This window comes from Pigmentiphaga litoralis (genome assembly GCF_013408655.1).
In the GTDB taxonomy this organism is placed as follows: Bacteria; Pseudomonadota; Gammaproteobacteria; order Burkholderiales; family Burkholderiaceae_B; genus Pigmentiphaga; species Pigmentiphaga litoralis_A.
Genome location: NZ_JACCBP010000002.1, coordinates 925,190 through 945,706 on the forward strand (window position 1 = coordinate 925,190; position 20,517 = coordinate 945,706).

Consider the following 20,517-nt stretch of genomic DNA (forward strand, 5'->3'; position numbering starts at 1 on the left):
GAGCCCCCAAAACATGAACTTCGATGAAGCTTCCGCCCTCCGGACTTTCGTCAGCCCTGACACCTTCAACGTCGCGGCGTTGGGCGCTGCATTGGCTGCGGGCGTCAGCGTCACGCTGTTGGTCTGGCTGGCCTATCGGTTCGTTGCCGACACGCCGCCCGCCGGTGCGCGGGGGCGCGATCAGCCGCCGCCTGCATTCCGCGCGACCTGGTGGCTGATCGCGGCGGCTGCGCATTACACCGCGCCGACGCTGTCGTGGCGGTATCGGCGCGCCCTCGACAAGCGGCTCATCGCCGCGGGCCTGGACCAGGCATTGGCCGCGAAACACATCCTGGCCGCGCAGTGGCTCATCGCAATTGCCGTCGCGGGGCTCCTCACCCTGCTGCATGGGGTGACGGCCGGAACGCCCGGGTTGACTGGCGCGTTGATGATTGCGGCCGCGAGCGGGCTGGGATGGATCTGGCCGCGGCTCTGGCTGCGCGAGTGCATCGCCTTGAGGCAGCGGGCGCTGCTGCGTGCTTTGCCCTTCATGCTGGACATGACGACCCTGTGCGTGGAGGCCGGGCTCAACTTGTCCGGCGCCCTGCAGCAGGCCGTGCGCAAAGGTCCGCCGGGCCCATTGCGCGACGAGTTGCAGCGGGTGCTCGGCGACATCCGCACTGGCGTGCCACGCGCCCAGGCCCTGCGGGACTTCGCCACACGCGTCAACGCGTCAGCCGTCACGGCGCTGGTGGGCACGCTGATCCAGGCCGACACGCTCGGCATGAACCTGGCGCAGATCCTGCGGGCGCAGGCGGATCAGCAACGCAGCGACCGTTTCCTGCGCGCCGAAAAACTCGCCATGGAAGCACCGGTCAAGATGCTGTTTCCGCTGATCGCATTCATCTTCCCATGCACCTTCGTGGTCATCGCTTTTCCGATCGGCATCAAGTTGCTGGAGTTGTCGCAATGAGCAGCGAACCGAGCCGAGTGCGGTCCACCAGGGATCGGCAAGATAGGGCTATGCACGCGAACGATCCGCAAGACAAGCAGTCGCTGATGCCACCACCAGAGCCGGCGCAGCACGTGCACTGGCGGCACGCCCGCACGTTTCGAACGCGGCTGGTAGGCTTGCTCGGCCAACCGCCATTGAAACCGCAGGAAGCCCTGCGGGTCACGCCGTGCGCCGCCGTGCATACCTTCGGCATGCGCCATGCGATCGATGTCGTCTTTGTGGGAAGAGGGGGCGTCGTGCTGGCCGTCGTGCCGCACGTGCCGCCAGGGCGCATCGTCTGGCGACGTGGCGCAACCGAGGTCGTCGAAACAGCAGCGGGATGCGCGCCAGGGTGTGGCTTGCACGTGGGAGCCCGGCTATGAGCCGCCATGAACAAAGGCCCCCAAATGCGCCAAAAAAATCGCACTTGAGGGCCAGTCAGACAACTCGACCTGCGCGCTGTGTCCAGCGCGCGTCGAAATCACTTTCGCGCCTTGTGCAGCGCGCGACCGTCTTACTTCCGCGTCTCGTCCAATACGCGTTGCGCTTCTTCCCGCACACGAACCGGCGCGGTGCCGCCGATGTGCGAGCGCGATGCCACCGAGCCTTCCAGCGTCAGCACTGCGTGGATGTCCTCATCGATCGACGGATGGAACACCCGCAGTTCTTCGACCGTCAGGTCGGCCAGGTCGCACTTGCGGTCCACGCAGGCACGCACGGCCAGGGCAACGGCTTCGTGGGCGTCGCGGAAGGGCAGGCCCTTCTTGACCAGGTAGTCTGCCAGGTCGGTCGCCGTCGAAAAGCCCTGCAGCGCGGCGGCGCGCATCGCGTCTTTCTGGACCTTGATGCCGGCAGCCATGTCCACGAAGATGCGCAGCGTGTCGCGTACGGTGTCAGCGGTGTCGAACAGGCCTTCCTTGTCTTCCTGGTTGTCTTTGTTGTAGGCCAGGGGCTGGCCTTTCATCAGGGTCAGCAGGGCGACCAGATTGCCGTTGACCCGGCCCGTCTTGCCGCGCGCCAACTCGGGCACATCGGGATTCTTCTTTTGCGGCATGATCGAGCTGCCGGTGCAGAAGCGGTCGGCCAGGTCGATGAAGCCAACGCGCGGGCTCATCCACAGCACCAGTTCTTCGGACAGGCGCGAGACGTGCGTCATGATCAGCGCGCCGGCCGCGCAGAATTCGATCGCGAAATCGCGGTCCGACACGGCGTCGAGCGAGTTGCGGGCCACGCCGTCGAAGCCCAGGGTGCGGGCCACGCGTTCGCGGTCGATCGGGTAGGACGTGCCGGCAAGCGCGGCGGCGCCCAGCGGCAGGCGGTTCACGCGCTTGCGGCAATCGATCAGGCGTTCGGCGTCACGGCCGAACATTTCGGCATAGGCCAGCAGGTGGTGGCCAAAGGTGACAGGCTGGGCGACCTGCAGGTGCGTGAAGCCCGGCATGATGGTGTCGGCGTGTTCCAGCGCGATCGTGGCCAGCGCAAAGCGCAGTTGGTGCAGCAGGTCGACCTGGGTGTCGATCTCGCCGCGCAGCCAGAGGCGGATGTCCGTGGCGACCTGGTCGTTGCGCGACCGGCCGGTGTGCAGGCGCTTGCCCGCGTCGCCGACCAGTTCGGTCAGGCGGCGTTCGATGTTCAGGTGGACGTCTTCAAGATCAAGCAGCCATTCAAAACGGCCGGCGTCGATTTCCGTCAGGATGGAGGCCATGCCGCCGCGGATCGCGTCCAGGTCTTCCTGGCTGATCAGCTTGACGGCGTGCAGCATCTCGGCGTGGGCCAGCGAGCCCTGGATGTCGACATGCGCAAGGCGTTTGTCGAAGTCCACCGACGCGGTGTACCTTTTGACGAGGTCCGACACGGGTTCGGAGAAACGGGCGGACCAGGCTTCCGCTTTTTTGGCGAACTGGTCTTGGGGGCGGGGGTCGGTGGTTTGGGACATGGGGCGGATTATAAAGCGGGTTATGACACTACCTGAGTCGACAGTGCGAGCATCGTCTTCAGCCCAGGCAGGCACGGGCGCCCCCAGGCTGCTGATCGTGGATCGCGATCCGGCGGCCCGGCGGCGGCTGCGCACGCAGTTGCGCGCGCTGCATCGGCGTTTTCCGGTGCAGATCGTAGCCGAAGCCGACGACGGCCGCAGCGCCCGGGACGTGCTGGATACGTTGGGGTTGCAGACCGCGCCGCACATCGTGCTGCTCGACCTCGTGCTGCCGGATGGCAGTGGCCTGGCCTTTGCCGAAGAATTCCGCAAGCGGCCCGCTGCGCCCCAGATCATCCTGATCGGCCCGGGCAACGATGCCCTGAACGACGTCGGAACGCTGGACGTGGCGGCCACGCTGCGCCGGCCGGTCCGCGCCGACCAGCTGGAAGCCGCGCTGCGCATTGCCGCCGTGAGGTGTCATGCGCCTTTCCTCCCCATCGTCCCCCAAAGCGGCCGCGACGCCGTCGCCATCCACGACATCCTTTACCTGCGCGCCGAACTCAAATACGTACTGATCCGCACCCGTGATGCGGAATACCTGACGGAACAGCCGCTGACCAGTCTCCTCAACGACCATCCGGACCAATTCGTCCAGGCGCATCGCGCGGCCCTGGTCGCCCGGCACGCGATTGCCGGCGCACGGCGGGTGGCCGCAGGCGAGCATGATCCGGCGGCCGATGCCTACTGGGAACTCCTGTTGCACGGCACGGCCGAACGGATTCCCGTGTCTCGGCGCCGCTGGCGCGAGATCCGGCCGATCGTCGCCGGATTGTCCCTGGATCTACAATAGGGTTGCCCGGCGCCCTGCACGTCACCTGAGCCTGGCACACCCATCCCCCGGAGGACCCTTGGCGGATATCAAGATTGAGGTCGTGGATTCCCTGGAAGGGGTGGATCCCGAGGCATGGGACGCCCTGACGCAGGGCAATCCCTTCGTCAGCCACGCCTTCCTGCACGCCATGCACACCACCCGGTGCGCGGTGCGCAAGACCGGCTGGCAGCCGCAGTATCTGTTGCTGCGCGATGGCAACGGCGAAGGGGACGGACTGGCAGGCGCCATGCCGCTCTACCTCAAGGGGCATTCGCGGGGCGAGTACGTGTTCGACCACGCCTGGGCCGAAGCCTTCGAGCGCCATGGCATCGACTATTACCCCAAGCTGCTGTCGGCCGTGCCCTTTACGCCCGTGCGCGGGCCGCGGCTGATGGCCCGCGACGCCGCCAGCCGCGAAGCCTTGGCCCATGGCGCGATCACCCTGACCCAGAAGTACGGCATTTCGTCGCTTCACGTGCTGTTTCCGGACGCAGACGACGTGATCGCCCTGCGCGCCGCCGGCTATCTGCTGCGCGAAGGCGTCCAGTTCCACTGGCACAACGCCAGCTACGACAGCTTCGAGACCTTCCTGGCCGGAATGAATCACGACAAGCGCAAGAAGATCCGCCAGGATCGCCGGCGCGTGGCCGACGCCGGCGTGACCTTCCGCCACGTGCAGGGCGCCGCGATCACCCAGGCCGACCTGGATTTTTTCTATCGCTGTTACGCCAGCACGTATGAAAACCACTGGTCGTCGCCCTACCTGAATCCCGAATTCTTCCAGACCCTGCTGGCGCAGATGCCCGAGTCCGTGCTGCTGATCCTGGCCGAGCGCGAAGGCGCGCCCATCGCGTCGGCGCTGAACATCCTGGGCGACGGCGTGCTGTATGGCCGCTACTGGGGCAGCACCGAATTCGTGTCGGGCCTGCATTTCGAGACCTGTTATCTGCAAGCCATCGAATTCTGCATCCAGCATGGCGTGCAGACCTTTGAAGGCGGCGCGCAGGGCGAACACAAAATGTCGCGCGGCCTGTTGCCGACCCCGACCTGGTCCGCCCACTGGATTGCCGACGAGCGCTTTGCCGAGGCGATCGCCGACTTCCTGGAGCGTGAAACCAAGGGCATGGGGCGGTATCTGGACGAACTCGAATCTCACACCCCGTTCAAGGCATCGGCCGCCTAGGGCGCGTGCGATAATCGGCGGCGTCAACCACGGTCGGATCTCAGGGCGATGACAGTCAAAGTCGCGATTGCACAAATCAACTGCACGGTCGGCGATTTCGCCGGCAATATCGCGCGCATCGTCGCGATGGCCGAGCGCGCGCACGCCCGCGGCGCGGACATCCTGCTCACGCCTGAATTGTCCTTGTGCGGATACCCGCCCGAAGACCTGCTGCTGCGCCCGGATTTCCTGAAGCGCTCGCACGACTTCCTGGGGCAATTGCGCCATGAACTCGCTACCCTGACTGGCCTGCACGTGATCGTCGGCCACCCCGAACTCGAAGACGGCAAGGTCTACAACTCGGCCAGCGTGCTGATCGACGGCCACTGCATGGGCGCCTACCGCAAGCACGAACTGCCGAACTACAAGGTGTTCGACGAACAGCGGTACTTCACGCCCGGCGTGCAGCCCTTCGCATTCGACGTCAAAGGCATCCGTTTTGGCATCAACATCTGCGAAGACACCTGGTTTTCGCGCGCGCCCGAAGCCGCCGCCGACCTGGGCGCCGAAGTGCTGCTGGTGCCCAATGCCTCGCCCTTCCATCTGACCAAACACATGACGCGCGTCGAAACGATGCGGGAACACGTGTCCGAAACCGGCTTGTCGCTGGTGTACGCCAACCTGGTCGGCGGGCAGGACGAGCTGGTGTTCGACGGGGCGTCCTTCGTGCTCGACACCCAGGGCGCCGTGGCCGCGCAACTCCCGGCCTTTGACGAAATCCTGGAAATTGTCGAGTTCAATGGCGCCGAACCGGTGCGCCAGCCCTATCCCGAACCGCTGTGCGAAGAAGCCCTGGTGTACGGCGCCCTGGTGCTGGGCGTGCGCGACTACCTGGGCAAGAACGGCTTTCCGGGTGCGCTGATCGGGCTGTCGGGCGGCATCGATTCGGCCCTGGTGCTGGCCGTGGCGGTGGACGCGCTGGGCGCCGACAAGGTCCGGGCGGTCATGATGCCGTCGCGGTACACGGCCGACATTTCCTGGACCGACGCCCGCGACATGGCCGAACGCCTGGGCGTGCGCTACGACGAACATCCCATTGCGCCGATGGTCGATGCGTTCGAAAAGACGCTGGCTGGCGAATTTGAAGGCCGCGCGGTCGACGCTACCGAAGAGAACATCCAGGCGCGGGTGCGCGGCACGCTGCTGATGGCGCTGTCTAACAAGTTCGGGTCCATCGTGCTCACGACAGGCAACAAGTCTGAACTCGCCACGGGCTACTGCACGTTGTACGGTGACATGGCGGGCGGCTTCGCCGTCATCAAGGACATCGCAAAGACGCTGGTGTATCGCCTGTGCCGCTGGCGTAATACGGTATCGGACGTGATTCCCGACCGCATCATCACCCGGCCGCCGTCCGCCGAGCTGCGCCCTGACCAGACCGACCAGGACAGCCTGCCGCCGTACGACGTGCTGGACGCGATCATGCAGATGTACATGGAAGAGAACCGGTCGGGCGCCGAGATCGTGCAGGCCGGCTACGCCACCGCCGATGTCCAGCGCGTCACGCGCCTGATCCGCATCAACGAATACAAGCGCCGCCAGTCGCCGGTCGGCATCCGTGTCACGCACCGGGCCTTCGGGCGCGACTGGCGCTATCCGATCACCAACCGATTCAACGAAGTGTTTGAGTAACCCAGGGGTTCTGCCATGAAACAAGTCACCGCCATCATCAAGCCGTTCAAACTCGACGAAGTCCGTGAAGCGCTTGCCCAGGTGGGCGTCAATGGTCTGACGGTGACCGAAGTCAAAGGCTTCGGTCGCCAGAAAGGGCATACCGAGCTGTATCGCGGCGCGGAATACGTCGTCGACTTCCTGCCCAAGATCCGCGTCGAACTCGTCATTGCCGACGAACTGGTCGACCAGGCTGTCGACGCCATCATCCGCATTGCACGCACCGGCAAGATCGGCGACGGCAAGATCTTCGTCAGCCCGGTCGAGCAGGTCATCCGCATCCGCACCGGCGAAACGGGCGAAGCGGCGGTCTGATCGCCGTGACCTGTCGTTCCTTGCGGTGAGCAGCAAGCGGTAAGCGGCAGGCCGACCATGCCGGCCATGCCGGCTTGCCTGCGTGCGTCTGCCTCAAACCCCCCGGGCCGCAGGCGCCGTTTCCCGTCGTTCCTCCCCCTCATGCACCGTTCCCGGTGATAATTCCGCCTGATTCACGCACCCGCATGGCCGTCCTCACTCCGCAGCACCGGCTGGGTGCCGTGGACGCGACCCGCACGCCGTACCCCTTTCGCCGGTACGCGCAAGTGCGAGCGGAACAAGGGAGATCTATGCAGTCGAGTCAGGCGCCAAAGTCCTTCAACCTGCGTGAACAGGTGGTCCGGCAGGTACGCTCCGAAATCATTACGGGACGCAAGGCGCCCGGGTCGGTCTATACCGTCCCGGGTCTGGCCGCGGAACTGGGCGTCTCGACGACGCCAGTTCGCGAGGCCTTGCTTGAGTTGAGCCGCAACGGGCTGATGTCGCCCATGCGCAATCGGGGTTTCAGGGTGGAGCAGTTGTCGCTGCAGGCCCTGGACGACCTTTTCACCATGCGTGAACTGGTTGAGCGTTTTGCGCTGGAGACCCTGGCACGCGTCGGATTGAAGGACCCGCAGCCCGTGCGCGCACTGGCGGACGCGGTGGCCGTGGCGGTGGAGCAGGGCGATGTCGCCGGCTACATTGCCAGCGATCAGGCGTTTCACGAAGCGCTGGTGTCCCAGGCAGGCAATCCCTTGATGACGCGGATGGTCATGCAATTGCGCGATGACATGCGCCTGTACGGCATCGATTCGGAAGAGGGCGTGCAACGGCAGAAGGCGTCCGTGCAGGAGCACTACCAGATGATCGATCTGGCCATTCGGCAGGACGTACAGCAGATCGGTGACCTCATCAGCCGGCATATCCTGGCGTGGAAACCCTTGTTCCGGTCTGCGCTGGCGGGAACGTCGTAAGCGCTTACTGAGTAGCGCGCTACTCGACGTGTAATTGTTGCGGTCGCTGGTGCTTCTAGCTTCCGCACGCCACTGCCCCCAACAAAGCGTAGCCCGATCATTCTCGTAAACCCCTGTTGTCACGCAGCAGTAACGCGCTACTATGTGCGCCTTGACCTAGTAATGTGTCACGCGCTACATGACAACGACCACCTTTTCTGGCTATTGCACGCTTTGCCGATCCCGCTGCGGTTCGATCAATGACGTGGTCGACGGACGCCTGGTCAGGGTCTCGCCCGCGCCCGATCATCCGACGGGCGGTGCGCTCTGTGCCAAGGGGCGCGCCGCCCCGGAATTGGTCGGGAGTCCGCTGCGGCTGACGCATCCAATGCGCCGGACGACGCCCCGTGGCGCCGCCCACCCGCAATGGGAGCCGATGACCTGGGATGCCGCCCTGGACGAGATCGCGAGCCGGTTGCTGGCGGCCCGCGACCAGGACGGCGCGGAGTCCGTGGCATTTGCAGTCACGACGCCCAGCGGCACGCCCATGGTCGACAGCATCGATTGGGTGGAGCGCTTCATCCGCTGTTTTGGCAGCCCCAACCTGCTGTACGCGGTGGAAGTCTGCGGCTGGCACAAGGACTACGCGCACGCCCTGACCTTTGGACGCGGCATCGGCGTTCCCGACCTCGACCATGCCGACGTGATCGTGCTCTGGGGCTTCAATCCGGCCCGCACCTGGCTGGCACAGGCCTCGCGTATTGCCGCCGCCAGGCAGCGGGGCGCCAAGGTCGTCGTAATTGATCCGAAGCAGGATGGTTCCGGCCAGCAGGCCGACTTATGGCTGCCCGTGCGGCCGGGTGCGGATGCCGCGCTGGCGCTGGGGGCGATCCGGCATCTGCTCGAAACCGGCAGCTACGATGCCGACTTCGTGCGCGACTGGACCAATGCGCCGCTCCTAGTCGATGCCGAGACCGGCGACCTGTTGCGGGTCAAGGATGTGGACGCCTCGGCGATCGCGGTGCGGACTTCGGTATCTGCGACGTCAGCCACGACGTCAACCACAACCTCCGCCCAGCCAAGCGCCGCCGCCGGAACGGCTGCCAACGCCTTCCTCATGTCGACCGCATCGGGCCAGTGGATCGCATTCGACCCCGCACGCCCCACGCCGCCCGACGTTGCCTTGTTTGCCGAGGGCGAGTACCTGTCCTCCACCGGCCAGCGCCGCCGCTACCGGACCGTATTGTCCGCCTTGCGCCAGCATGTCGCCGACTACACCGTGGAACGGGTTGCGCAACTGACCTGGATCGCCGAAGACCGCATCGCGCAGTTCAACACGGTGTTCATGGGCGCTCCCCGGTTGGCCTATCACGCGTGGACCGGCGTCGGGCAGCACACCAACGCGACGCAAACCGAACGCGCCATCGGCACGCTGTACGCATTGACCGGCGCCTGTGACCGCGAGGGCGGCAATCTGTGGACGCGTTCGCCGCCTTACCGTCTGGTCAATGAGTACGAATCGCTGCTGCCGGCATCGCAGCGCGCCAAGGCGCTTGGCTTGCACGACCTGCCGCTCGGGCCACCCCGCCTGGGATGGATCACCGCCCGGGACCTGGCCAAGGCCGTCCTGCACGCACAACCCTATCGGGTGCGGACGCTTGTCAGCTTCGGCAGCAATCTGCTGGTGACCCAGGCCGACGCGGAACGCAACGCGCGGATGCTGCGCGCGCTGGACTTTCATGTGCATGTGGATGTGTTCATGAACCCCACGGCGGACCAGGCCGACATCGTCCTGCCGGCCAACCTGCCGTGGGAACGCGAGGCCCTGAAGCTGGGGTTCGAAATCTCCCAGCAAGCCGTCGAACACGTGCAGCTGCGTCCCCGCATGGTCGAGCCGCCCGGCGAGTCGCGTGCCGATTACGACATCGTCATGGCGCTGGCGACCCGCATGGACATGGAGGACGCGTTCTTTGGCGGCGACATCGAAGCAGGCTGGAATCACCAGCTGGCGCCCTTGGGCATTGGTGTCGACGATCTGCGTGCGCAGCCGGAAGGGCGGCGCTTCCCGCAGCCCTTTGACACCCGCAAGTACGCGGTAATGTCGCCTGATGGCACGGTCGCAGGTTTTGCCACGGCGTCGCGCCGTGTCGAATTGCACTCCAGTGCGCTGCAGGACATCGGTCAGCCGCCCTTACCCATGTTTGTCGAGCCCGCGCAGCACCCGGGCAGCGACCCGGCGTTTCCAGTCGTGCTGACCACGGCCAAAAGCGGCTGGTATGTGCATTCCTCGCACCGTCACATTGCGTCGTTGCGTCGCAAGTCCCCCATGCCGCGCGTGCAGATCGGCGCGGGCCTGGCCGACCGCCTTGGCATCGACGACGGCGCGTGGGTGCGGGTCGTCACGCGCAAGGGCGCGACGCGGCTGAAGGCGTTGATAGCCCGCACGCTGCATGACCAGGTGGCCGTTGCCGAATTCGGCTGGTGGCAGGGCTGCGAGGCACTCGGGCTGGCGGATGGCGCCGCCTGGGGCACCTCAAGCGCCAACATCAACGCCGTGCTGGATGACGACGAACGCGATCCGGTCAGTGGCAGCGTGCCCCTGCGCGCCACGCTCTGCCGCATCGAAGCGGACCCCGAGGCGAATCGCGGCCACTGGACCGGCATGCGTGCGTTCCAGCTTGTCGAGCGCACTCAGGTGACCGACGACGTGCAGCGCCTCGAACTCGTGCCGGTCGATGGCAAGCCCCTGCCGGACTTTCTGCCCGGCCAGCACGTCATCGTGACGCTGCCCGACATGGACTGCCGGCGCGCCTATTCGCTGGTCGGCCCGAACCATCGGCCAGATCGCCTGGCCATTGCCGTCAGGCTGGCGTTGACGCCCGGCGAGGCCCCTGGCCGCGTGTCGTCGCGCCTGCACAGGGCGGACCTGGGCGTCACGCTGCACCTGTCACCGCCCGCCGGCGTCTTCACCATTCCAACGGAGACGACGCGCCCGATCGTGCTGGTGGCCGGCGGCATCGGCATTACACCGTTTCTGGGCTATCTGGAGGCCCTGGCCCAGCGCAAGGCCGATGGCCTGTCGACGCCGCCCGTCCTGCTGGTGCATGGCGCGCGGCCCGGCTCGCCGCATCCGTTTGCGGACACGCTGGCCGCCCTGGCCGCATCGATCGGCAATGTCGAGCTTATGTTTGTTCACGGCCCGGTCCTGGCCAATCTGGAGCGCCTGTCGACCCAGTTGGTCGCACGCCGCCCCTTGGCCTACCTGTGCGGCGCGCCGGGTTTCCTGACCGAGGTCAGGCAGGCCTTGTGCGCGCATGGCATGCCGGACTTCGACATTTTCGACGAGACCTTTTCGTCCGAGGTCACCATCCCGCGCACGCTTGCACCCCAGCGGGTCGGGATCGAGGAAGCGAACGCCGGGCCCGGCACCGGTCCGGGTGTGCACGTGTCCGCGGACGCCTTGGCGCAAGGGTCCGACACCCTGCCTTCCACGCCCTCCGTCCATTTCGACTGGGCACCCGCGATGGGCACTTTGCTCGACGCGGCCGACCGTGCCGGCGTTCCCTTGCCCAGCGGCTGCCGCGTAGGGCAATGCGAGAGCTGCATCATGTCCGTCGTCGACGGCAAGGTCGCGCATCTGGCGCCCTACGACGGGCCTCCGGACCGCTGCCTGACCTGCATTGCGGTGCCTTTGACACCCGTCACCTTGCGGCGATCGCCGTAGCGTCATGGCGCCGCCTGTTTCACGTCTTTCCTGCTTTGCGACTTCTCTCACCCTTCAGCATTCAACACGGGAAATGGTATGACTCATTCGCAGATCCGGCCGGAATCGCCGACGCCCGACACCCGCCTCATGGCGCGCGTATCGCAAGTCATCGTGTCCTGGGCCGAAAAGTGGTTCCCCGATGCCTACGTGTTCGTGGTGGTTGCCTGCCTGGCCGTCGCCTTGGGCGCCGCATTCCACAGCGGCGATCCGATGGCGGTCAGCAAGGCGTTCGGTGACGGTTTCTGGAGCATCATCCCGTTCACCATGCAGATGGTCATGGTCGCCATCACCGGTTATGTCCTGGCCATGTCGCGCCCGGTCGCCGCGCTGCTGCGCCGGATTGCCCGGGTTCCGTCCACGTCGCGCGGCGCCATCGTATTCATCGGTGTGCTGAGCATTCTGCTGTCATTGGTCAACTGGGGCCTGAGCCTGATCTTCTGCGGGCTGCTGGTGCGCGAAATGGCGCGGCGCACCGACCTGTCGCTCGACTACCGCGCTGCGGGGGCGGCCGCCTACCTGGGCATGGGCTGCGGCTTTACGCTGGGCATGAGTTCATCGGCTGCGCAGCTGCAGGCGACGGTGTCCAGCATCCCGTCGTCGCTGCTGCCCATCACGGGTGTGATCGGTTTCGACCAGACCATCCTGACCTGGCAGAACCTGGTAGTCATCGTCCTGGTCACGGTGCTGTCGGCGCTGATCTGCTACTGGACCGCCCCCGGGCGGGATGCCACGCGTACCGCCGCCGACCTGGGCGTGGATCTGGACGATGACCAGCCGCCAGTGCTGACGCGGCAGCGCAAGGGCGACTACTTCGAGTACAGCCCCATCCTGACCATCGTAGTGGTGCTGCTGGGCGCGGGCTGGCTGTACAACGCGTTTCGCAGCGGCAATCCGCTGATCACGATGTCGCAGCTCAACACCTACAACTTCGTGTTCCTGATGCTGGGACTGTTGCTGCACTGGCGGCCGCGCAGTTTCCTGGACAGCTTCGTGCGGGCCATGCCCAGCGTGGGTGGGGTGCTGCTGCAATTCCCGTTCTATGGCGGCATCGGGTACATGCTGACCAAAGTCGCCAATGCGCAAGGCGTGACGCTGTCCGACCAGATCGCCCATTGGTTCGTGAACGTGGCGAATGATTCCGGCGTGTTTTCGGTCCTGGTCAGCGTGTACTCGGCGCTGCTGGGCTTCTTCATTCCGTCAGCAGGGGGCAAGTGGGTGATCGAAGCGCCCTACATCATGACCGCCGCCAATCAGCTGGAAGCGCATCTGGGCTGGACCGTCATGGTCTACAACATTTCCGAGACGCTGCCGAACTTCATCAATCCGTTCTGGATGTTGCCCTTGCTGGGGATCCTCAAGCTGCGCTCCAAAGACCTGGTGGGCTACACCTCGCTCCAGTTCTTCATCCATACCCCCATCGTCATCCTGGCCGCGGCGCTGCTCATGCCGACCTTCACCTATCTGCCGCCCGTGATTCCCGGCCGGTGACCTTCCTGATTCGGTAGCTGACATGATCTCCACCTCTTTGCGCAACGAACCCATGCTGTCCTATGCAGCCGGCTCCCCCGAACGCACCGACATCCGCGCTGCCCTGGATGCGCACGCCGGGCAGGTCATCGATATCCCCCTGGTCATCAACGGCCGCCGGCATGCGGGAGGCGGGACACTGCCCCTGCATGCGCCCCATGCGCATCGCCGCCAGCTGGCGGCGGTCAGCCAGGCCGACGTGGGCGACATTGCCCAGGCGATCGTGGCCGCCACCACCGCCCAGCGTGCGTGGGCGGCCATGGATTTCGAAAGCCGGGCCGCGATCTTCCTGCGGGCGGCCGACCTGCTCGCGGGCCCGTGGCGGCAACGGCTCAACGCGGCGACCATGCTCGGCCAGAGCAAGACCGTGGTCCAGGCCGAGATCGATTCCGCGTGCGAGCTGATCGACTTCCTGCGGTTCAACGTTGCCTTTGCCCGGACCTTGCTTGCCCATCAGCCGCATTCGCCCGACGGCATGCGCAACGCATTGGACTACCGGCCGCTGGAAGGGTTTGTCTACGCCGTCACGCCATTCAACTTCACGGCGATCGCGGGCAACCTGCCTTGCGCCCCGGCCTTGCTGGGCAACACGGTGATCTGGAAGCCCGCCTTTACCGCGTCGCTCAGCAACTATCTGTTCATGGAACTGCTCGAGGCAGCCGGCTTGCCGCCGGGCGTCATCAACTTCGTTCCAGGCTCGGCGGCTGCCGTGTCCGACACGGTGCTGGCGTCCCGGGACTTTGCCGGTCTGCACTTCACGGGATCGACCGAGGTCTTCGATGCCCTATGGCAACAGGTGGCGCGCCGACTGCCGCAGTACCGCAGCTATCCCAGGCTGGTGGGAGAAACCGGCGGCAAGGACTTCATCCTGGCGCATGCGTCGGCCGACGCAGAGGCGGTTGCCGTGGCCCTGCTGCGCGGCGCCTTCGAATATCAAGGCCAGAAGTGCAGTGCGGCGTCGCGCGCTTATCTGCCGGCCTCCTTGTGGCCGCGGATCAAGGAACGCTTGCTGGACGACCTGGCCACGCTGCGGATGGGAGATGTCGAGGATTTCGGTAACTTCATGGGTGCGGTCATCGACCTTAAGGCCTTCGATCGGGTGTCGGGCTACATTGCCGGCGCGCAGACCGCGGGCCACCAGGTGCTGGCCGGTGGCCAGTGCAATGACCGTGACGGCTACTTCATTGCCCCCACCGTGATCGAGGTGTCCGATCCCAAGGCGGTCACGATGCGCGAAGAAATCTTCGGGCCGGTGCTGTCGTTGATTGTCTATCCCGACACGGCCTGGGAAACCATGGTTGCCGAGGTGGACGACACCAGCCCGTATGCATTGACGGGCGCCGTCTTTGCCACCGACCGCCAGGCGATCGCGTATGCGAGCGCCCACCTGCGCGCCAGCGCCGGCAACTTCTACATCAACGACAAGCCGACGGGCGCCGTGGTGGGGCAGCAGCCCTTTGGCGGCGCGCGGCGCAGCGGCACCAATGACAAGGCCGGGTCTGTCCTTAACCTGCAACGCTGGACGTCCCCCCGCACGATCAAGGAGACTTGGGTTCCCGCGACCGATTATCGCTACCCGCACATGGCCTGACACGACGGCTCCGTAACGGGGCGCCTGCCGCAGCGTCTTATTTGCAAGGACACCGCATGAAGATCCTGGATAGCGCGGCCACGATTGGCCGCCTGCCATTCCCCGCACTGATTGCCGCGCTGGACGACATGTTCCGCGCGGACGTGACTGTTCCGCGCCGCCATTTCCACATTCTGTCCGACACGCCGCCCGATGCCGGCAGTCTGCTGATCATGCCCGCCTGGCAGCCGGGCAGGTACCTGGGGATCAAGCATGTCACGATCTTTCCGGGCAATGGCGAACGGGGCCTGCAGGGCCTGCATTCCACCTATACCCTGTTCGATGCGCGCACGGGCGTGCCCGTTGCGTTGATCGATGGCGATGCGATCACCGTGCGGCGCACGGCGGCGGCGTCGGCACTGGCCGCGCGGTCGCTGGCGCGGGCGGATTCGCGCAGGCTGCTGATCGTGGGCGCCGGCAAGGTGGCCGCGGCGCTGGCGCCAGCCTATGCAGCGGTCCGGGACATTGCAGAGATCGACGTCTGGAATGTCCGGGCGGACAAGGCCGAGGCGCTGGCGGCGCGTTTGCGCGCTGACGGGTTCAGGGCGACGGCCATCGATGACCTGGAAGCCGGCGTGCGCCGCGCCGACATCGTCACGTGCGCCACCTTGTCGCAAGCGCCCCTGGTGCGTCGGGCCTGGCTGCAGCCCGGTGTCCATGTGGATCTGATCGGCGGGTTCACGCCGCAGATGCGCGAGAGCGATGACGCGACGTTTGCCGATACGTCGGTGTTCGTGGACACGCGTGAAGCGCTGGACAAGGCCGGGGATGTGCTGTCGCCGATCGCTGCAGGGGTGTTTGCGCCAGAGGGCGTGCGGGCGACGCTGGAAGATCTGTGCCGCGGCGCGCATCCCGGCCGCGAGCACGACGACGAGATCACTGTTTACAAGGCGGTGGGCACCGCGCTGGAGGATCTGGCGGCCGCGATTCTGGTGTACGAGGCGGGCGAACCGGTAGCGTGAAGGAAGTTTTTCTCCGCCATTGATTGCCGTCGCGTGGCAAGGGGACGACGGCAGCAGCGACGGCAACTGAAACTGCAACCGCAACCGCAACCGCAACCGCTTTGACTCGCACCTGCGTCAGAGCTGCAGCCGTGCCGGCGCCAGATCCAGGTGGGTCGAATGTTTCACTTCTTCCATCACCGCGTAGCTGCGCGTCTCCCGCACCCCGGGCAGTTGCCATAACACCCTGCCGGCAAAGTCGCGGTAGCCGTCCATGTCGGCGTGCCGGGTCTTGAGCAGGTAGTCGAATCCCCCGGCCACCATGTGGCATTCCATGATTTCCGTACGCACCTGCACCGCGGCTTTGAACTCGTCGAAGACGTTGGGCGTCGTGCGATCCAGCAGCACTTCCACGAACACCAGCAGCCCGGCGCGCAACTTGCGAGGGTTGAGCCGCGCTTCGTATCCCAATATCAGATTGTCTTTGGTCAGGCGCTGAACGCGAGCCAGCACGGCGGTTGGGGACAAGTGCACGGCCTCGGCCAGCCGGGTGTTGGCAATGCGACCGTCCTGCTGCAGCAGCGCCAGAATCTGCAGGTCGGTCTTGTCGAGGTCTTGGCTGTCGGGCGGCATGATGTTTCGCTAGTTTGACGCCAAAATATAGCAAATAACTCAGCGGCAGGGCCGGCATCATTGTCGAAAGTCCACGACCCACCTTGATCGGAACCTCCGCGATGTCTGTCACCCCGCTTGCCCCAGCCGCCGCCACAACCCACCCAGGCATCGACGCTGCCGATGCTGCGCATGCCGGCGAGTCCATCGCTTCCCCTGCCATCGCCGCGCGTGCTGCGGACAGCGGCCCGCTCGATACCGCCGGCAGCGATGCGATCACGCCCTTGCCGCGCCGATCTTCGCTGCGCAAGGCCATCACCCGGGCGTGGCGCCTGAGCGAACCCGAGGCCGTGCCGCCTTTGCTGGCGGCTGCCCGCGTTAGCCCGGTGTCTGCCGAACGCATCACGACCCTGGCGCGCCGCATTGCCCAAGGTCTGCGAGACCAGCCCGCCGCGCCGGGCAAGTCAGGTCTCGTGCAGGGGCTGCTGCAGGAATTTTCCCTGTCCTCTCAAGAAGGGGTGGCGCTGATGTGCCTGGCCGAGGCGCTGCTGCGTATTCCCGACAGCGCCACGCGTGACGCGCTGATCCGCGACAAGGTCCGCGGCGGCAACTGGAAGGACCACGTCGGCCAAAGCCCGTCGGTATTCGTGAACGCCGCGGCCTGGGGTCTGATGCTGACCGGCAAGCTGGTCGCCACGCATAACGAAGCGGGGATGGGATCGACGCTGAGCAACGTCATGCGCAAAGGTGGCGAACCCTTGATCCGCAAGGGCGTGGACGTGGCAATGCGCCTGATGGGCGAGCAATTTGTGACCGGCGAGACGATTGGCGAGGCGCTGCGCAACGCCCGTCATCGAGAGGCTGCCGGCTACCGCTATTCCTACGACATGTTGGGCGAGGCCGCACTGACCTCGTCCGACGCTGCCCGCTACTTCGCGGACTACGCGCAGGCGATCCATGCGATCGGCAAGGCATCGGCCGGGCGCGGCATCCAGGAAGGACCCGGCATTTCGATCAAGCTGTCGGCCTTGCATCCGCGCTACAGCCGCGCGCAGATCGACCGGGTGCACGACGAACTCTATCCGTCGGTGCTGCAGCTGGCCGAAGTGGCATGCCAGTACGACATCGGCCTGAATATCGACGCCGAAGAAGCCGACCGTCTGGAACTGTCGCTGGACTTGCTGGAACGCTTGTGCGCCGAGCCGTCGTTGCGCGGCTGGCAGGGCATTGGCTTTGTCATCCAGGCCTATCAGAAGCGATGCCCGGCCGTAGTGGACTACTTGGTCGACCTGGCCCGTCGCAGCGGCCGCCGGTTGATGGTCCGGCTGGTCAAGGGCGCCTATTGGGACAGCGAAATCAAACGCGCGCAGATCGACGGGCTGGACGACTATCCCGTGTACACCCGCAAGCCCTATACCGACCTGTCGTACATCGCCTGCGCCCGCAAGCTGCTGGCCGCGCCGGACCAGATCTATCCGCAGTTCGCCACGCACAACGCGCATACCCTGGCGGCCATTTACGAGCTGGCAGATCCTGCAGCCTGGAAGCCCGGGCAATACGAATTCCAGTGCCTGCACGGCATGGGTGAATCCCTGTACGACCAGGTGGTCGGCACCGGGCCGGACACCCTGGCCCGACCCTGCCGCATCTATGCGCCCGTCGGCACGCATGAAACGCTGCTGGCCTACCTGGTGCGCCGCCTGCTGGAAAACGGCGCGAACTCGTCGTTCGTGAATCAGGTGGCGGACCCGTCCATTCCGTTGGACGCGCTGGTGCAGGACCCGGTGGCGCAGGTGGACGCCATGACGGTGGAGGAGGGCCGCACCGGGTTGCCGCACCCCGTTATTCCGCTGCCTGCGCATCTGTACGGCCATGCGCGCGCCAATTCCCGGGGTATCGACCTCGCCAACGATGACACCTTGGCGCATCTGGCTGGCACGCTGCGCCAGCACGCGGCTGATGCGCTATGCGCCGGACCCATGTTGGCATCACATGACGCGAATGACGAGGCAGCGCCATCGCGGCACCCGGCAAAAGGCAGCCTGGAAAGCACCTTTGTGGATGACCTCGATCAAGTCGCCGACGATACGCGACGCGGCATGAGTGATATGCCTGCATCCGTCGTCGACGTCATCAACCCCGCCGATCATCACGACCTTGTCGGCAAGGTCCGCCACGCAACACCCGCCGACGTCGACGCCGCCTTGGCCGCCGCCGCCAACTTCGCCCCGACCTGGGCCAGTGTCCCGCCCATCGAACGCGCCTTCGCCCTCGAACGCGCAGCCGACGCTCTGCAGTCCGACACTGAACGACTGATCGGCATCCTGGTGCGCGAGGCCGGCAAGACCTACGCCGCCGCCGTCGCCGAAGTGCGCGAAGCCGTCGACTTCCTGCGCTATTACGCCTGGCAGGTCAGCACCACGTTCGACAATGCCACGCACCGGCCTTTGGGACCCGTGGTCTGCATCAGCCCGTGGAATTTCCCCCTGGCCATCTTTACCGGCCAGATCGCCGCGGCGCTGGCCGCGGGCAATACCGTGCTGGCCAAGCCGGCCGAACAAACTTCGTTGATCGCGGCAGAAGCCGTCCGCGTGTTGTGGGATGCCGGCATTCCGCGCGCCGCGTTGCAGATGCTGCCCGGCTCGGGCCAGGCGCTCGGCCCCTTGCTGGTGGACGATCCGCGCGTGCAAGCTGTGATGTTTACCGGGTCGACCGCCGTCGCCCGGCAGTTGCAGCGCAGTTTGGCCACCCGCCTGGGCGCCAGCGGCAAACCCATTCCCCTGGTGGCAGAGACCGGCGGGCAAAACGCGATGATCGTGGATTCATCCGCCCTGGCCGAGCAGGCCGTGCAGGACATCGTGCAGTCCGCCTTCGACAGCGCGGGGCAGCGGTGCTCGGCATTGCGGGTGCTGTATGTGCAGCACGACGTGGCGGATCGCCTGATCGGCATGCTGACAGGCGCCATGAAAGAGTTGCGCCTGGGCAATCCCGCCAGGCTGCACACCGACGTCGGCCCCGTGATCGATGTCCGCGCCCGCGACACGATCCAGAACCACATCGACGCCATGCGCGCCAAGGGGTTCGAAGTGGTGCAGGCCGCCTGGGGCGACGCCGTCGCCCGGGAAGCCGCGATGGAGCAGGGCACCTTCATCCCGCCCACCCTGATCACCCTGCCGTCCTTGCGCGAACTGAAGCAGGAGGTGTTCGGCCCGGTGCTGCACGTCATCCGCTATCGGCGCGAGGACCTGGATGCCGTCCTGCGGGACATCGCCGCGACCGGCTACGGGCTGACCATGGGCCTGCATACCCGCATCGACGAGACGATCGCGCAAGTGGCGCGGCAGGCGCATGTCGGCAATCTTTATGTGAACCGGAACATGGTGGGCGCGGTGGTGGGCGTGCAGCCGTTCGGCGGGGAAGGGCTGTCGGGCACCGGCCCCAAGGCGGGCGGACCGCTGTACCTGCTGCGCCTGCTGGCGGACAGGCCGGATAACGCGATCGATCTGGCGTTGCAGGGGCTGGTTAAGGAAGAGGCGGACGCCACGTCGCCCAAGGCCGCCGAACCACGCGCAGAGCGTCGCAGCGCCGTCGCGTCAGGCCCTGCCGCCGCGCTCGGGCACTGGTGCGCTCAACAAGGCTTCGGGACGCCCACGCCACTCGACCTGCCAATGGATGCCATGTTCGTCCTCGCCGGCCCGACCGGCGAACGCAACACCTATCGCCTTGTGCCGCGCGTAGCGGTGCTGTGCGTCGCAATGGAACCAACTGCGCTCCTGGCAATAACTGTTTCCGTACTGGCAGTCGGATCCCGAGCCGTCTGGGACGCAGGCAGCCCAAACGCCGCCAGCCTGCACCAGAGCCTGCCGCCGGAAGTGCGTGCTCACATCACGCTGCAAAAAGAAGGGGCTGAAGACGCAGGCAGCCCGCCGATCGCATCAGCGATCCATCAGGGCACCGACACCTCGCTGCTGACCTTGCTGGCCCGCATGGCCGCGCGCGACGGCGCCATCGTGCCCGTCTACGCGATCACGGAAGACGCACCGTCGGTGCCATTGGAATCGTTGGTGATGGAACGCGCCGTCAGCACGAACACGGCCGCAGCCGGCGGCAATGCTAGCCTGATGACGATGACGTAAACA

General features: G+C 65.9%; 14 protein-coding genes. 12 read left to right on the forward strand and 2 right to left on the reverse strand.

The genetic code is table 11. The features are described 5' to 3' along the window. Positions 1–13 precede the first annotated feature (13 nt). On the forward strand, positions 14–952 hold the full coding sequence (locus HD883_RS24160) for a type II secretion system F family protein (RefSeq protein WP_179589577.1): 939 nt from the start codon (positions 14–16) through the stop codon (positions 950–952). Positions 953–1,002: 50 nt separating this feature from the next. Next, a complete protein-coding gene (locus HD883_RS24165) occupies positions 1,003–1,356 on the forward strand; it encodes a DUF192 domain-containing protein (RefSeq protein ID WP_257022620.1) in 354 nt (117 codons plus the stop codon). A 131-nt stretch (positions 1,357–1,487) separates the two neighbouring features. Here HD883_RS24165 and argH read toward each other — a convergent pair whose 3' ends face one another. Continuing rightward, on the reverse strand, positions 1,488–2,909 hold the full coding sequence (gene argH / locus HD883_RS24170; RefSeq protein ID WP_179589579.1) for an argininosuccinate lyase: 1,422 nt from the start codon (positions 2,907–2,909) through the stop codon (positions 1,488–1,490). A 43-nt stretch (positions 2,910–2,952) separates the two neighbouring features. Here argH and HD883_RS24175 point away from each other — a divergent pair, with 43 nt between their 5' ends. The 9 genes from HD883_RS24175 to HD883_RS24215 all read left to right on the forward strand — a co-directional run bounded on the left by HD883_RS24175 (position 2,953) and on the right by HD883_RS24215 (position 15,787). After that, entirely contained in the window at positions 2,953–3,741 is a 789-nt protein-coding gene (locus HD883_RS24175; RefSeq protein WP_179589581.1) for a LytR/AlgR family response regulator transcription factor, read from the forward strand. A gap of 58 nt (positions 3,742–3,799) precedes the next feature. Next, a complete protein-coding gene (locus HD883_RS24180; protein WP_257022622.1) occupies positions 3,800–4,945 on the forward strand; it encodes a GNAT family N-acetyltransferase in 1,146 nt (381 codons plus the stop codon). Between the two features lie 48 nt (positions 4,946–4,993). Beyond that, positions 4,994–6,616, forward strand: a complete 1,623-nt coding sequence (locus HD883_RS24185; RefSeq protein ID WP_179589585.1) for an NAD+ synthase — start codon at positions 4,994–4,996, stop codon at positions 6,614–6,616. A gap of 15 nt (positions 6,617–6,631) precedes the next feature. Next, on the forward strand, positions 6,632–6,970 hold the full coding sequence (locus tag HD883_RS24190; RefSeq protein WP_179589587.1) for a P-II family nitrogen regulator: 339 nt from the start codon (positions 6,632–6,634) through the stop codon (positions 6,968–6,970). 290 nt (positions 6,971–7,260) lie between these two features. Beyond that, positions 7,261–7,923 (forward strand): GntR family transcriptional regulator, encoded by a 663-nt coding sequence (locus HD883_RS24195; protein ID WP_179589589.1) that lies wholly within the window; start codon positions 7,261–7,263, stop codon positions 7,921–7,923. A 178-nt stretch (positions 7,924–8,101) separates the two neighbouring features. Next, positions 8,102–11,626: a molybdopterin-dependent oxidoreductase gene (locus HD883_RS24200; RefSeq protein WP_179589591.1), complete on the forward strand. Its 3,525-nt coding sequence runs from the start codon at positions 8,102–8,104 to the stop codon at positions 11,624–11,626. Between the two features lie 78 nt (positions 11,627–11,704). Beyond that, positions 11,705–13,156 carry a short-chain fatty acid transporter gene (locus HD883_RS24205; RefSeq protein WP_179589593.1) on the forward strand — a complete coding sequence of 484 codons (1,452 nt, stop codon included), beginning with the start codon at positions 11,705–11,707 and terminating at the stop codon, positions 13,154–13,156. Positions 13,157–13,178: 22 nt separating this feature from the next. Then, positions 13,179–14,786 (forward strand): L-glutamate gamma-semialdehyde dehydrogenase, encoded by a 1,608-nt coding sequence (gene pruA / locus HD883_RS24210; protein WP_179589595.1) that lies wholly within the window; start codon positions 13,179–13,181, stop codon positions 14,784–14,786. Positions 14,787–14,842: 56 nt separating this feature from the next. After that, complete coding sequence (locus HD883_RS24215; protein ID WP_179589596.1) at positions 14,843–15,787, forward strand: ornithine cyclodeaminase family protein; 945 nt, start codon at positions 14,843–14,845, stop codon at positions 15,785–15,787. A gap of 117 nt (positions 15,788–15,904) precedes the next feature. Here HD883_RS24215 and HD883_RS24220 read toward each other — a convergent pair whose 3' ends face one another. Continuing rightward, positions 15,905–16,399 carry an Lrp/AsnC ligand binding domain-containing protein gene (locus tag HD883_RS24220; RefSeq protein WP_179589598.1) on the reverse strand — a complete coding sequence of 165 codons (495 nt, stop codon included), beginning with the start codon at positions 16,397–16,399 and terminating at the stop codon, positions 15,905–15,907. A gap of 101 nt (positions 16,400–16,500) precedes the next feature. On the opposite strand from HD883_RS24220, the gene putA reads away from it, so the two are divergent. After that, positions 16,501–20,514: a bifunctional proline dehydrogenase/L-glutamate gamma-semialdehyde dehydrogenase PutA gene (gene putA, locus HD883_RS24225; protein ID WP_179589600.1), complete on the forward strand. Its 4,014-nt coding sequence runs from the start codon at positions 16,501–16,503 to the stop codon at positions 20,512–20,514. Positions 20,515–20,517 lie beyond the last annotated feature (3 nt).